This is a genomic window from Paraburkholderia sp. (assembly GCF_035948235.1).
Lineage (GTDB): Bacteria > Pseudomonadota > Gammaproteobacteria > Burkholderiales > Burkholderiaceae > Paraburkholderia.
On the sequence record NZ_DASZJJ010000283.1, the window covers coordinates 16,334 to 29,824 of the forward strand.

General features: G+C 63.5%; 13 protein-coding genes. 4 read left to right on the plus strand and 9 right to left on the minus strand.

Going from position 1 to position 13,491, the window contains the following annotated elements:
* Positions 1-92: 92 nt before the first annotated feature.
* Positions 93-1,079 carry a DUF535 family protein gene (locus tag VG320_RS24750; protein ID WP_327202697.1) on the plus strand — a complete coding sequence of 329 codons (987 nt, stop codon included), beginning with the start codon at positions 93-95 and terminating at the stop codon, positions 1,077-1,079.
* On the opposite strand, the gene VG320_RS24755 is transcribed toward VG320_RS24750, so the two are convergent.
* The 8 genes from VG320_RS24755 to VG320_RS24790 all read right to left on the minus strand — a co-directional run bounded on the left by VG320_RS24755 (position 1,049) and on the right by VG320_RS24790 (position 9,255).
* On the minus strand, positions 1,049-1,519 hold the full coding sequence (locus VG320_RS24755) for a DUF2269 domain-containing protein (RefSeq protein WP_327202698.1): 471 nt from the start codon (positions 1,517-1,519) through the stop codon (positions 1,049-1,051). The two genes, VG320_RS24750 and VG320_RS24755, sit on opposite strands and share 31 nt — an antisense overlap.
* Positions 1,516-2,772 carry an SDR family oxidoreductase gene (locus tag VG320_RS24760; RefSeq protein WP_327202699.1) on the minus strand — a complete coding sequence of 419 codons (1,257 nt, stop codon included), beginning with the start codon at positions 2,770-2,772 and terminating at the stop codon, positions 1,516-1,518. Before VG320_RS24760 ends, VG320_RS24755 begins: the two co-directional genes overlap by 4 nt.
* A 112-nt stretch (positions 2,773-2,884) precedes the next feature.
* Entirely contained in the window at positions 2,885-3,412 is a 528-nt protein-coding gene (locus VG320_RS24765) for a GbsR/MarR family transcriptional regulator (RefSeq protein WP_327202700.1), read from the minus strand.
* Positions 3,413-3,481: 69 nt separating this feature from the next.
* Positions 3,482-4,342 (minus strand): hypothetical protein, encoded by an 861-nt coding sequence (locus tag VG320_RS24770; protein ID WP_327202701.1) that lies wholly within the window; start codon positions 4,340-4,342, stop codon positions 3,482-3,484.
* A 115-nt stretch (positions 4,343-4,457) separates the two neighbouring features.
* Complete coding sequence (locus tag VG320_RS24775; protein ID WP_327202702.1) at positions 4,458-5,186, minus strand: hypothetical protein; 729 nt, start codon at positions 5,184-5,186, stop codon at positions 4,458-4,460.
* A gap of 5 nt (positions 5,187-5,191) precedes the next feature.
* A complete protein-coding gene (locus VG320_RS24780) occupies positions 5,192-7,648 on the minus strand; it encodes a TonB-dependent receptor (RefSeq protein ID WP_327202703.1) in 2,457 nt (818 codons plus the stop codon).
* 99 nt (positions 7,649-7,747) lie between these two features.
* Positions 7,748-8,740 carry a FecR domain-containing protein gene (locus VG320_RS24785; RefSeq protein WP_327202705.1) on the minus strand — a complete coding sequence of 331 codons (993 nt, stop codon included), beginning with the start codon at positions 8,738-8,740 and terminating at the stop codon, positions 7,748-7,750.
* Between the two features lie 11 nt (positions 8,741-8,751).
* Positions 8,752-9,255 carry a sigma-70 family RNA polymerase sigma factor gene (locus tag VG320_RS24790; RefSeq protein WP_327202706.1) on the minus strand — a complete coding sequence of 168 codons (504 nt, stop codon included), beginning with the start codon at positions 9,253-9,255 and terminating at the stop codon, positions 8,752-8,754.
* A 367-nt stretch (positions 9,256-9,622) separates the two neighbouring features.
* Here VG320_RS24790 and VG320_RS24795 point away from each other — a divergent pair, with 367 nt between their 5' ends.
* The 3 genes from VG320_RS24795 to VG320_RS24805 all read left to right on the plus strand — a co-directional run bounded on the left by VG320_RS24795 (position 9,623) and on the right by VG320_RS24805 (position 12,192).
* Positions 9,623-9,904, plus strand: a complete 282-nt coding sequence (locus VG320_RS24795) for a DUF4148 domain-containing protein (protein ID WP_327202707.1) — start codon at positions 9,623-9,625, stop codon at positions 9,902-9,904.
* 111 nt (positions 9,905-10,015) lie between these two features.
* A complete protein-coding gene (locus tag VG320_RS24800; protein ID WP_327202708.1) occupies positions 10,016-10,693 on the plus strand; it encodes a heavy metal response regulator transcription factor in 678 nt (225 codons plus the stop codon).
* Between the two features lie 17 nt (positions 10,694-10,710).
* Positions 10,711-12,192, plus strand: coding sequence for a heavy metal sensor histidine kinase (locus VG320_RS24805; RefSeq protein ID WP_327202711.1), 1,482 nt, complete (start codon positions 10,711-10,713; stop codon positions 12,190-12,192).
* 8 nt (positions 12,193-12,200) lie between these two features.
* On the opposite strand, the gene VG320_RS24810 is transcribed toward VG320_RS24805, so the two are convergent.
* A partial coding sequence (locus tag VG320_RS24810) for an efflux transporter outer membrane subunit (protein WP_327202709.1) occupies positions 12,201-13,491 on the minus strand: 1,291 nt, incomplete at its 5' end.

Genomic DNA, 13,491 nt, shown 5'->3' on the forward strand with positions numbered 1-13,491 from the left:
CTGCATGGCGGGCGCTCAGAATACGCTTGGGCCGACCGCATGCCGCGCGTCGGGACGAGATGTGCAGGACCGGTTTTGCCTTCGCTATAACAATGAAAACGATGCTTGCCATGCAGCGTCTGCTGCACGAATCCATTCCGGGTTCGACCTTGAAAGCGCGCTTCAGCCGCGCGCGCGTCTGGCTCTACGCGGGCCTCAATCCGGGCACGGGGCGCATCTGGATACGCGCACTCACCGATATTCCCCTGCTTGCCGCCGCCGCGCGCCGCGACCGGCGTTTCGCGGAAAAGCCCTTTCACGGCTTTGGCCGCGCGAAACTGGATGCGCAGACGCGAGCCTCACTGATCGCGGGCCACTATGCGTCGATGTCGCGCCTGCTCGGCGATCGCTGGCTCGAACGTCTCTACGTGCGCGGCGAATCGATCGTGCTGGCCTCGTGCGAACAGTTCTCGATCGTGGCGCGCGAAGTCACGCGCTGCAAACGCGAAGGATTGCTGAGTATTGCCTTGCGTGACGAGCAAAGCGGCGCTGATCTCGCGTGGGCGACGGTCGTTTTCGAGCAGGATGCGCAGTGCCGCACCGGCATGTTTATCGGCGGACTGCAGGGGCCGGCCGGCGAGTATCGTGAGCGCGTGCGAGCGGTGACGCGCGCTTGCGACGGGTTGCGCCCGAAAGCCGCGGTGATCGAAGCGCTCTGCGCAATGGGCCGCGAGCTGGGGCTGGCGCGCATCGTGGCGGTGGCGCGCGCGGCGCATATCTCCAGCGCGAACGACATGCAATTTCGCGCCGACTATGACGCGTTCTGGCTTGAGCTAGGCGGCGTGCCGGTCGACGATGGCTACGCGCTGCCGATGAACCTGCCGCATCGCGCAATCGAGGATGTGCCGTCGAACAAGCGAGCGGCGTTCCGCCGCCGTCAGGCGCTGATCGCCGATATGGCTGCGCAGATTCACAGCCATATCGACGGCGCGAAGCGCGAAGGCGTGCTGGCCGACTTCACCATTCCGGTTCGCGCCGCCCGGCCGTTCGGGCTTGCGTGGGCTGGCGCTCAACTGGGCTTGAACACCATCAGGAAGTAGACCAGCAACATCGCGATGAACGCCGGATAGCCGAGCCATTCCCACCACTTCGCATACTGCCAGTAGCGTGTGGGCAGGGTTGTCGCGTGTGATTCGGCTGCGGACTGCGCAAGTTGGGCGAGTTGCATCTGCAGCCACACTACCGGCAACCAGCACGCGCCGGCGAGTCCGTAGAGCGCGAGCGCCGCGACGATCCACGGGCTTTGCCATGGCCAGCCCGCCGCATGCGCGAGCCAGAGACCGCTGGCGGGCTGGAACAGCACGGCGGGCGTGGTGAACCACCAGTCGGCGCGCACGACGAGACGCGCCACGGCGGCAATCACGGGCACCGAACGCGAACGATTGGCGAAGTAAAGATAGAACGCGGTACCGAATCCCGTGCCTACCATCAGCACGGACGAAAGAATATGCAAAGTCTTGATGACGAGATACACGTTCATGAGCGGACCTCTTCGCTGAGGAGCACGAGTAACAGGGCGAGAATCGGCAGATTCTTGAGGATCGAACCAAATGGGTCAGTGAGCAACTCGGGTAGCGCGAGCGCGATGATCGCGGTGTACCCGACGATGAGCGCAATCTGCGCGAACCACAGACGCTTTCCTGGCCGAAAGATCGTTGCGAGACCGAACGCGAGATCAAGCGCCGATGCCGCATAAAGCGTAGTCAGCGCCGCTGTGCCGTGCAGGCCGACGCGCGCCAGCAGCGCGAGGCTTTGCGCTTGCGGATGCAGCCAGGCGCTGACGATCGCGCTCCAGATCCACGTGATGGCCAACGCGAAACGCAATGCATAGGAGCGCCAGGCTTCGAGCGCTTCGCGTCGCAACGGCGTGGCTTCGCTGTGCGCGATGAAGTCGCGAATACCCAGCGGCGTGCGACCGAGCAGCGCCGTCGTCGCGGCGACATCGGCGGTGCTGCCGGACTGCAGCATGCGCCAGGTATCGCGCGTGAGCATGGAGCCAGGTAGATGCTCGAACAGCGCGGTAGCGGCGCCAATCACCACGCCTGGCACGCCGATACGCAGCGCTTGACCGAACCCGAGCGCGTGCCGGAAGATGGCCAGCATCTCGCGATACTCGACCTCTTCGCCACCGACGATATCGAGCGTCTGCCGTGCTGGCGTTTGAGCTTCGAGCAGGCGTGCGATAGCTTCGGCCAGATCGTCGGCGTGGACATGCCGCAGCCGTTGATGGCCGCCTGCGGGAAGCATATGGAATGGAACACTTGCGAGCGCGCGAAAGAAACGCGACGAGGAGCCATGTGTGCCATAGACCAACGCCGGACGCACAACCTGCCACGCAATGGGCAGGCTTTGCAAATGACGGTCCGCCGCCAGTTTGCTTGTGAAGTAGGGCGCGGTGCCGCGCTCCACACCCAGCGCCGATATCTGCACGACGCGCTTGACGCCCACCTGTCGACAGGCATCGAATAGTGCAATTGGACCGCGAGTATGAACGGCATCGAAGCTCTGCTCGCCATGTTCCCGCAAAATCCCGGCCGCGTTGACGACGGCATCGATGCCATCAAGTTGCGCACACAACCTTGAAGTGTCGGCGGGGGCCGCAAAATCGATCTGGATTTCATCGGCTTGCGTGACAATGCGCACGCCTTTCACGACGCGATGGCCGCGACGTTCGAGCGATGCGCACAAGGCGCTGCCGATAAATCCGCGCGCGCCGCAAACGAGGATGTTCATATGAGCGCTTCCTTGTCGTCTGAATTTAATATAGTTACTGTTATTTCTGTATAGACAGAAATAACTAATCAAAAAAACAGGCTCTCGAACGCCGGAGCCTGCCCTTGCCACCTCAAGACTTGCGTCTGACCACCTTGCTGATCTTCGCGCCCATGCCCAACGTCTTCATGAGCGTTTCCGGCTTCAGGCGCAGCATCTCGTCGGACCATGTCGTGAGCGTTTCGAGAAACTGCAGCGTGTCGCGGATTCTTTGCTCCGTTTCGCGGCTTTCGTTAGCGATCTCCGGGCCGTCGAGCGTGTCGCGCAGCATCGTCAGGGTGGGATCGATTTCGCGCTGGCGCCGTCCTTCTACGATCAGCTTGAACAGTTCCCAGACATCCGTGGAGGTTTCGAAGTGATCGCGCCGGTCGCCCATCACATGCACGACTTTCGCGAGTCGCCACGATTGCAGTTCCTTCAGGCTCGTGCTGACATTCGAGCGCGCGACGCCCAGTGCCTCGGCAATTTCGTCGGCGGCGACGGGGCGTCCTAGCAGATAGAGCAGGGCGTGAATCTGCGCTACGGTGCGATTGACGCCCCAGCGCGAGCCCATCTCGCCCCAATGCAGGATGAATTTTTCGGCGGTCGGTGTGAGTTCCATGGGCCTGACTGTATGAGCTTCAGTTATTTCTGTCAAGACAGAAATAACTGAACTGTGCGCACATCACCATCAAACCGTTTCATCGACACCAAGCGAGCGAGTATCGGTAGGAGGGAAGAAGTTCGGAATGGCGCGGCTATCCGTGCCGAAGATATCCATACGCAGCACGCCATACGAGGTCTGCCCGGACGAGGACGTAAAGGTGGCCGTGCCGTTCTTCGCCGCCTGGACGCTCTTCATGAAACTGAGGAAGCCGGTCGCGCTGCCAGGATCCTGCGCCAGATTCAACGTGTTGCCGCTGCTCGCGTCGCTGCTGAGGTGATACGTGCCGCCTTTCATGAGCGACGATTGCGCTTCTGAGCCGAGCTTCGAGAACAGAGACATGAAACTGGTGAGCTTGTCGGCCTGCTGGCTGACCGCCTGGGTTTGCGCGGCCGATAGCGGATTGCCGTCCGCATCGGCCCATGTCGAATAGCCCGCGACGGCGTCGTCGTGAAACGACTTTACGGCTTGCACGAGCGACGCGCTGCTGTTGAGTTTGCCCTGAAGCCAGCTCTGGTCGGAGGCGCTCATGGTTTTCGACGTGACGGCGATGCTGCCATTGTCCGACGAAAAATCGAAGTCGGCGTTGGCCAGATCCGGGCGCTCCTTGATCAGCGACTGCATGACCGGAACGAGCGCGCTGGCGATATTTGCGGCATCGGCGCCCATCTTCAGCGGCGCGCCCAGCGCGCTCAGGTATTTGTTGAGGCGGGTCTGGTCGAGCGGATCGACGGCGGTGACGGTAATCGGCGTGGCCGAATCCGGCGTAACCGTGGCGCTCGCGCTCTGTGCCGCGAGCGCGCTTGAAGCAAGCTGGAGGCTGGCAGAAGCGCCGGAATCTGCGCCGATCAGGCTGATGATGTTTGCAGTGTCGATGGTTAGACTCATCCGCTACTCCCGTCGGGTTTAAATCGCGATTTAAATCGAGGTTTAAATCGGGTTTTCATTCTGTTTACGGCGGGAGGCGGAAATATCTTTAGCGGGTCCTGAAAAGTGATGCGGTTCAGATCGCGGGCTGCGCCGCCGCCCAGTCGATCGCTGCATCGAACAGCCGCACGCCCGCCGCCGAGAGATTCGCAAACGAGTCGTTGTCCATGAAGAACATCGCGCGGCGCGCGGGCGCGAGGGCTTCGTAATCCATCGTCGCGCCTTTTTCGTAGGTGAAGATTGCGGCTTTTTCGGGTTGTCCGTAAATCGTCGCGATGATCGACGCGCCCAGTCCGGGCTTGCCCCAACTCATCGGTGCCTGTTTGCGAAACACGTTGGCGACGCCTGCAGGCAGTCCAGCCGAAACCGGATGCGGTGCATTGACGAGCCACAGATAGCGCTCCTTCTCCACCTCGCCGAAATCGACGTCATGGCGCTTGCCGCTCATGGCCAGATCGTCGAGCAGATCGTTTTCCCACGTTAGCAGCGGCACCGGTGCATCGCGCCAGCCGGGCGGCACGTCTTTCGCCGATACGGTCGAAGAAATCACGACGAGCCGTGCGCCCAGAGCGCCACGTGGATCGAAGTCCTGATTGACGAGCGCGACCTTGTAACCACGGCTTTGCAGGTGTGTCGCGATCTGCCGGTCGACGGCGATGTTGGGGCCGTCCAGTTGCACGACCATCAGGATCGAGCCTTCTACACGGGGCGTTTGGGCGTGGCTTTCAGGCACCACGCAAGCCGCGGCGATAGCGGCCAGCGAAAACAGCGCGTGACGTCGCGCGGGACGAAAATAGCGATTCATGGTCATCAGAATTCGAAGGTGGAAAGCAGCGAGACCTGACGCGCATCGCCCACGGCTACGAAATAGCGGTTCGCGCTCGACGGGTAATAGGTCTTGTTGAAGAGGTTTTTCACGTTGAGCTGGAACGACACGCGATGGCCGCTCCATTTCGTGTCGTAAGTCGCAAACGCATCCGCCACGGTATAGGCGGGCAGCGTGAAGCTGTTGGCCGAATCGCCGGGCCGCGCGCCCACGTAATGGGCGCCCGCACCCACGCGCAACTGGTCGCCGCCGAACACCGTGCCGAAGTCATAAACCGCCGCGAGCGAGGCCGTATTCTGCGCAACGTTCCAGAGCCGGTTGCCCGCGTAGACAGGGTCTTCGAGGGTTTTGGCGTCGATATACGCGTAGCTTGCGATCACGCTCCAGTGCTCGCCGATCTGGCCCGACACATCCAGTTCCACGCCGCGCGAGCGCGCCTTGCCCGAGGTGCGCCAGTCGGTCTGTTTGGTGGTGTCGTTGTATTGAGAGACCAGCACGTTCGACTTGTCGATGTTGAAAAGCGCGAGCGTGCCGGTGAGTCCCGCAGGCATGGCGATTTTCGCGCCCAGTTCCCACGATGTCGCTTCCTCGGGTTTCACCGACGAATCGATCACCACGCCCGTGCTGAGCGGCGCGATTGTTGAAGTGGGTTTGAGCGACTGCGTATAGCTGCCATAGAGCGAAACCGTATCGGTCCATTTGTAGACGACGCCCGCGCGCGGCAGCCATTTATTGCCGCTCAGATCGGTATTGGCCTTGAACGGGCGCCCCTTGCCGGCAATCTGGTTGTACGTCATGAAGCGCGCGCCGCCCACCAGAATCCATTTGTCGCTCAGATGCAGGCTGTCCTGGAAGTACACGGAGGCGTCGTGCAGCGTGTCGGTCTGATCGCTGTCGCTGGCCGATACGGTGCTCGACGGGCTTTCTAGTCCATAAACCGGATGCAGATAGTTGAACGTGTATTGCGTGGCCTGACGCAGCAGATCGGCGCGGTAAATGCGGCGATATTCGTCGTCTACGCCCACCTGCAGATCGTTGCGCAAGCCGGCCAGCGTGAAGTGACCGTCCACGTAGGCGGTTGCGTAACTGTCCGTGCTCAGCGCGCCGTGGGTGGCGTCGTTGCTGCGCGAGAGCACGCCGGTGGTGCTGTTGACGCCTTGCACGCGCAACTGGTTGGCGTCGTAAGTCTCGCGGTTATAGCTGTAGCCGAAGTGCGCCTTCCAGTTAGCGTTGATCTGGTGATCGACGAGCAACTGCGCGAGATGCGACTCGCCGGTCATGTTGTTGTACGGCTCGTCCAGACGCTCGCGTGCGGGAATCGCCAGCGGCTGGTTGGTTTTGGGATCGAGCGCGGTGCCGCGATCGAAGGGATACAGAAACTTGCGGTACTGGTACGACAGCACCACCTGGGTATCGCGGCCATAGTAGGCCAGCGACGGCGCAACCAGGGTTTCGCGATGCTCGCCGAAATTGCGCCAGTATTGTTCGCTCACCTGATCGAGCACGAGCCGGTAGGCCAGCCCCGTGTCGCCAATTGGCCCGGTCGTGTCGAGCGTGGCGCCGCCGCCATTGCGGCCGTGCCCATAGGTCGAACCGAGCACGGAGATCGCGTGATACGGCGTGAGCATGGGCTGCTTGCTGACCACGTTGACGACGCCGCCCGGGTCCATGATGCCGTAGAGCAGCGACGTTGGCCCTTTGAGCACTTCGACGCTATCGACAGCGTCGTTGAGCGCGCGACCTTGCACGAGCGGCATGCCGTTTTCCATGATCGAGCCGTCGCGATTGCCGCCGAAGCCGCGTTTGAGCAGCGTGTCCTGCGTGCCTGCGAGCGTATTGCCCTGCACGATGCCGCTCACGTTCGCGAGTGCATCGTCGAGATTGCGCGGGCGCTGATCGTGCAGCACTTGCGCGGGCACCACGTTGACGGCCTGGGCGGTGTCCAGCACGGGCGTGTCCGAGCGCGTAATGTTCGCCTCGGCGGGCGCGCGGTAGCTGCCAGCTTTGATTGCGGACGCATCGACTTTCACCGTGGGCAACACGGCGCTGTCCTGAAGCCCGGCGTTGGCGGCATCCTGCGCGAGCGTATAGCTGCCGTTCTCCTGCGCGCTGGCCGATAGCCCCGTATTGCGCAGAATGCGCGCGAGTCCTTCGGACACGCGGAAGTCGCCGTGCAATCCGGCGCTCGTGCGATTCGCGGCGAGCGCGCCAGGATAGGCAATCATCACGCCCGCCTGCTGGCCGAACTGATTGAGTACCGTGGCGAGCGGGCCCGCAGCGATCTCGTAGTGCTGAACGCGCGTGCCTTGTTCAGACGTGGTGGAGTTCGTCGGTATCGTGTCCGCGAACGCGGTCTGATGCGCACTGGCGGCGAAGAGCAGGACGACGGCTGCGCCGATCCAGTGATGGCGCCGGCGCATGGGCTGAAGAGGTGATGGCATGGACTCGAAGGCTGGGCTAAGACAGATGAATAAGTGCTTTCATCTGGCTTGTCCCGCGAGAATCGAAAACAGCTCAGGTTTTCGACAATATTTTTTTGATCAGGCGCGTGCGGGGCTCACAGTCACCCAATAGCGCGTCAGATAGTCCACGCGCAGCGGTAGAGCGCGAGAAAGTGTGTCGAGCACGCGATCGGTATCGTCGAGCAGATACGTGCCGGAAACGCGCATCGAGCCCGCACGCGGATCGCAGCGCACGACGCCTTCGCGGTAGCGCGCGAGTTCGTCCAGGAAATCGCCGAGCCGCATATCGTTGGCGACGAGCATGCCCTGCGCCCAGGCCGCGGCTTCGCTGGCGATCGGTTCGAGTTCCTCCACGGCGTTTGAAGTGAACCGCGTGGTCTGGCCTGCGCGCAGCATGCGCGCGGCGAATGGCGCGTCGTCGGGGACGACGCGCACGGCGCCCTCGAACACCGCGAGCCGCGTATTGTCGCTCTGCTGCCGCACCGAAAAGCGCGTGCCGAGCGGCGTGGCCGTGCCTTGCGCGGTCTGCACGACGAAGGGACGCGGCGTGGTGTCCTGCGTGCCCTCGCGATGTCCGGTGACGACCATGATCTCGCCGCGCCTGAGCACGATGCGGCGCTCGCTGGCCGTGAAGCGCAGATCGACCGCGGACGCCGTGTTGAGCGTCAGGGCGGTGCCGTCTTCGAGCGCATAGGTGCGGATTTCGCCCGTGGCCGTGTGCATGTCGGCGGTCCAGCCCGGCCATGCCGAGCGATGCCGCGCCGTCCACGTCGCGCCGCCCACAAAGAAGAGCGCAGCGAGCGCCTTGACGCTCGAGCGCCTGCCGCGCGAGACGCCACGCGTGAGCGCCGCGCGCGCAGCAGGTGCCGATGCGCCCTGACCCAGCGACTGGAAGCGCTGCGAGACGGCCTGGATATGCTGCCAGGCGCGTTCATGGTCGGCATGTTCCGCGCGCCAGGCGTCGAGCGCCGCGCGCTGTGCCGGCGTGATCGCGCCGCTGCCCAGATCGAGCCACCATTCAACGGCGCGATGGGCGATTTCGGGGGCGATATTGAGCGGCGGAGTGTGCATCGGCTTGTGGCTCACAGCGCGAAGAAGCACTGCGCCGCCGCTTTCGCGAGATGGCGCTTGACGGTCGCGAGCGAAATGCCGAGCGTCGCGGCGATTTCCGTGTGCGTGGCGCCGTCGAGCTGCGCGAGCAGGAACGCACGCTTGACGATGACCGGCAGGCCGTCGAGCAATCGGTCGATTTCGCAGAGCGTTTCGAGTAGCACGGCCTGGTCTTCCGGCGAAGGCGCGAGCGCTTCGGGCACGAGCGCCAGTGCTTCGAGCCACGCGCGCTCGACCTGCTCGCGCCGCCAGTGGTTGTAGAGCACGCGCTGGGCAACCGTGGTGAGCAGCGCGCGCGGCTCGCGGGCCTCGACCGGCTCCTCGCGTGCGAGCAAACGCACGAAGGTGTCGTGCGCGAGATCGCTGGCGCGGTGCGCGCAGCCCAGCTTGCGGCGCAGCCAGCCATGCAGCCATCCGTGATGCGCCCGGTAGAGCGCATCGATCTCGAGTTGGGCGGAAGGCGGAAGGGCGGTCATGCGGCGTGACGCAGGGCAGTGAGCGGGCAGGCGGGTTAAAAGAATCGTGTGCTGGCTTACACCATCGGTCGCGTAGCTTACACGTTGATTTCGTATAAGTAAATGAGAATTGTTCTCGTATAGAGCGACATTTAAAGGGGATCGATTGCCTGTTATCTGCACCTTTCTGGTGAATTGGCGGCGCTAATTAACATCGATATATCGGTCTGATTACGCTTTTGTCATGTGAGCGCAGATTCAGATTCCCTTAAGACTGCGACGCACACAATGCCCCTGACTTCGCGATCTTATGAAGTCGCGGCGCGCAAGGCTCAACGGCATCGGCGCGCACTTCAATCACTTTTTGCCTTATTTGAGGAGCGTTACCATGAAAGCCAAATTGATCGCTGCACTTATGGTCAGTACTACGATGTTTCCGATGATCGCCTTTGCACAGTCGCAGCCGGTCACGCGAGCCCAGGTGCAAGCGCAGATCGTTCAGGCCGAACGGGACGGTACGCTGCATCCGTCCAATGTGCATTACCCGGATGGCGTTGTCGCCACGTCGGCCGCCGACAACAGCGGCTACGGCACTGCCACGGCCGGAAACTCGCAATCGGGCAGCACGGTCAGCGCGGCCAGCGTGAACGCGCTCTATCGCCACCGTTAAGCGTGAGATATCGAAAATGTAATCCGCCAGTTACCCGGTAGTTAACTGGCAGCCCCTTGCAGCGCGCTGGTTTGGGTAAAATCGTCCCACCATGAAGGCGGGAGAATGCGTATGCGAGTCCTCGTAATCGAAGACGAGCCGAAGGCGGGGGCCTATGTCAAGAAAGGGCTTGAGGAATCGGGCTGCAGTGTCGATCTGGCCACCGACGGCGCACAAGGGCTGCTGCTTGCGCAGGAGGAGGAGTACGACGTCATCGTGCTGGATGTGATGCTGCCGGTGCTCGACGGCTGGTCGGTGCTCAAGCGTCTGCGCGCCACCCGGACCACGCCCGTGCTCTTTCTTACCGCGCGCGACGACGTTGCCGACCGCGTGCAAGGGCTGGAACTGGGCGGCGACGACTATCTGGTCAAACCGTTCGCCTTCGTCGAACTGCTTGCGCGCGTGCGTACGCTGGCGCGCCGCGGACCGCCGCGCGAAGCGGAAACGATGCGTATCGCCGATCTGGAAATCGACGTGATCCGCCGTCGCGTCAAGCGTGGCGCAACCCGCATCGACCTTACGCCGCGTGAATTTTCGCTGCTGCAACTGCTCGCGCGCCGCAAGGGCGAGGTGCTGAGCCGCACGCAGATTGCGTCTTTCGTCTGGGACATGAACTTCGATAGCGACACCAATGTGGTCGAAGTCGCCATTCGCCGGCTGCGCGCGAAGATCGACGACGACTATGACAACAAGCTGATCCACACGGTGCGCGGCGTGGGCTACGTGATGGAAGAAAAGGGCGCACCCTGATGGCCCCGGCGGGCTTGTTGGCGCGCCGCTCGCTTGCGCTCACGCTGGCGCTCGTGTTCAGCGCCACGACGTTTGCGGTGTTCGCATGCGTCGGCTGGTATCTCTATGTCGCGCTTGCGCATCAGGTGCGCAAGCAGGACGATCAGGACATCGTCCTTGCGGCGCGCCATGTGCGCCGTCTTGCGGCTGAGCTGGGCTCGGTCCAGGATGCACGCGAGCATGCGCTGCGGCTGTCCAGCGCCGTGCTGGGCAATCAGGCCCTCGCCATGCGGATTGTCGATGCACAAGGCCGGCTCGTCGCCGCGCACGACGAAGGCGAGACCTTCGACGAACCTCCCAAACCGCTCTCCCACGCCGTCACTGCAAACGATGTCGATCTGTCCGCCACGCGTGCGGGCATGCTCGTGCTGGCGCCCGACGCGCGCATTGTCGATACCGCGATTCGCGAATGGCGCAGCGCGCAGGGCGTGCCGGTGCGCAGCATCGCGCTTGACGTCGCGCTGCGCAATGGCGAAACGGTGAGAGTGGGCATCGCGCGCGATCTGCGCGGCCCGCTGAGCCTGCTCGATTCGTATCGCGACACGCTGGGGCTCGCGGGCAGCATTGGCACGCTGGTCGTCCTGCTGGGCAGTTACACGCTGGTGCGGCTGGCGCTGCGGCCGCTGCGGCAGATCGCCGATCAGGCTCGCGAGGTGACGGCGTACCGGCTCGACCGGCCGATCCGCGTCAAGCGCATCCCCACCGAACTGGCGACGCTGGTAGCCTCGCTCAATGCGATGCTCGAACGCCTGCACGTGGGGTTTCAGCGCCTTAGCCAGTTCACCACCGATCTCGCGCACGACATGCGCACGCCACTGGGCAACCTGCGCGGCGCGACCGAAATCGCGCTCGCGCGTCCGCGCTCCGACGACGAATATCAGGCCGTGCTCGCTTCCAATCTGGAGGAATGCGAACGATTGTCGCGCATGATCGAAAACGTGATCTTTCTGGCTCGCGCGGAACACCCGCGCTTCGAGATGAACCGCCGCGAGTTCGACGTGCGCGACGAGCTTGAACGCATCGCGGAGTATTTCGAAGGACTCGCCGACGAAGCCGGTCTCGCGATCAGCGTGCAGGGCAACGCAACCTTGAGCGCCGATGTTGAACTGTTTCGGCGCGCGCTCAGCAATCTGCTGGCGAATGCGCTGCGTTACACGCCGCCAGGCGGGACGATCGTGCTGGCGGCGCAGACGCAGACACAGACATCAGGCGACACGCTCGACGTAAGGGTCGAAAATCCCGGCACGCCGATTCCCCCCGAGCATCTTGAGCGCATTTTCGAGCGTTTCTATCGCGCCGATCCTTCGCGCACACGCGGCCCCGAAGCGACGGGTACGGGGGCATCGGCGGGGCTGGGCCTCGCCATCGTGCGCAGCGTCATGGAGTTGCACGGCGGCAAGGTGCGTGCGGAAAGCGACGCGCGCAGCACGCGGTTTATTCTGACGTTTCCGCGCGTCTAGGCTGAAAATCAGCCCGCTTCGGCATTCCAGCTTCCGCCCAACGCTTCGATCAGCCGCACGCACGCGGTCATTCTGCGTCCTTCGATTACCACCGCATCGCGTTCGTTGGTCAGCGCGATGGTCTGCGACGTCACCACGTCGAGATAGCTCACCGCGCCCGCATTGAAGCGATTGGTCGTGAGCGTCAGGGCGTGTTGGGCGGCCTGCGCGGCGCGTTGCTGCGTGGTCGATTCGTCGGCGAGCGCCTGCAGCGCGGAGAGATTGTTCTCCACCTGCTCGAACGCCGTGAGCACGGTCTGCCGATAATCGGCCACCGTGCCGTCGTAATGCGCGCTAGCCGCGTGCAGCGTCGCGCTGCGTTTGCCGCCATCGAATATCGTGCCGACCAGTTGTGGCCCGAGCGACCAGAACAGGCTGGGCGCGCTCAGCCACGGCGCGAACATCGAGCTTTCCAGGCCTGCCGTCGCGCTCAGCACGAGGGTGGGGAAAAACGCCGCGTGCGCCGCGCCAATCTGCGCATTGGCCGCGGCTACGCGGCGCTCGGCGGCGGCGATATCGGGGCGGCGCTCGATCAGTTGCGAGGGCAGGCCAGGTGGAATCGTCGGCAGATTAAAGCTGTCCTGCGCGCCTTGCAGCGGCGGCAGCGAGAAGATCGACGCTGGTTCGCCGATCAGCGTGGCGATGGCATGTTGCAGTTGCGCACGGCCCACGTCGATATCGCGCGCCTGCGTGCGCGTGCTGTCGAGCTGCGTTTGCGCCTGCGCCACCGCCGACGCATCGATCGCCCCATTGCGCAACTGGTCCTGCACGATGGCCAGTGCGCGGGTATAGGCGCGCACGCTGTCGTCGAGTAACTGCTTCTGCGCATCGAGCGAGCGCAGGCTGAAGTAATCGACCGCGAGTTGCGCCGTCATCGACAGGCGCACCGCTTCCAGATCGGCGGCGCTGGCCTGCGCCGTGGCGCTCGCACTGGTGACTTCGTCGCGGATGCGGCCAAACACGTCCGGCTCCCAGGTCGCCGTCACGCCCATGCTGTAGTCGGGAATCGTCTTGCCCGCGAGCGACGATCCCTGCTTGTTCGCCGAGGTGCGATAGCGATCCTGCGCAACGCCTGCGGTAATCGTCGGCAGAAAGCCCGCGCGCTGATAGTCGGTGGTCGCGCGCGCTTCGGCGAGATTGGCGAGCGCCTTGCGTACGCTCTGGTTCGACACGTCGATGCGCGCTTCCAGCGTGTTGAGTTCCGCGTCGCCAAATACGGTCCACCACGTGCCGCGCGGTGCGGCGTCGGCGGGCGAGGCG

What these genes read in the sequence shown, in the direction of transcription:
- VG320_RS24750 (WP_327202697.1), top strand. Translation starts at nt 93, where the DNA reads ATGAAAACGATGCTTGCCATGCAGCGTCTGCTGCACGAATCCATTCCG.
- VG320_RS24755 (WP_327202698.1), bottom strand. Translation starts at nt 1,519, where the DNA reads ATGAACGTGTATCTCGTCATCAAGACTTTGCATATTCTTTCGTCCGTG.
- VG320_RS24760 (WP_327202699.1), bottom strand. Translation starts at nt 2,772, where the DNA reads ATGAACATCCTCGTTTGCGGCGCGCGCGGATTTATCGGCAGCGCCTTG.
- VG320_RS24765 (WP_327202700.1), bottom strand. Translation starts at nt 3,412, where the DNA reads ATGGAACTCACACCGACCGCCGAAAAATTCATCCTGCATTGGGGCGAG.
- VG320_RS24770 (WP_327202701.1), bottom strand. Translation starts at nt 4,342, where the DNA reads ATGAGTCTAACCATCGACACTGCAAACATCATCAGCCTGATCGGCGCA.
- VG320_RS24775 (WP_327202702.1), bottom strand. Translation starts at nt 5,186, where the DNA reads ATGAATCGCTATTTTCGTCCCGCGCGACGTCACGCGCTGTTTTCGCTG.
- VG320_RS24780 (WP_327202703.1), bottom strand. Translation starts at nt 7,648, where the DNA reads ATGCCATCACCTCTTCAGCCCATGCGCCGGCGCCATCACTGGATCGGC.
- VG320_RS24785 (WP_327202705.1), bottom strand. Translation starts at nt 8,740, where the DNA reads ATGCACACTCCGCCGCTCAATATCGCCCCCGAAATCGCCCATCGCGCC.
- VG320_RS24790 (WP_327202706.1), bottom strand. Translation starts at nt 9,255, where the DNA reads ATGACCGCCCTTCCGCCTTCCGCCCAACTCGAGATCGATGCGCTCTAC.
- VG320_RS24795 (WP_327202707.1), top strand. Translation starts at nt 9,623, where the DNA reads ATGAAAGCCAAATTGATCGCTGCACTTATGGTCAGTACTACGATGTTT.
- VG320_RS24800 (WP_327202708.1), top strand. Translation starts at nt 10,016, where the DNA reads ATGCGAGTCCTCGTAATCGAAGACGAGCCGAAGGCGGGGGCCTATGTC.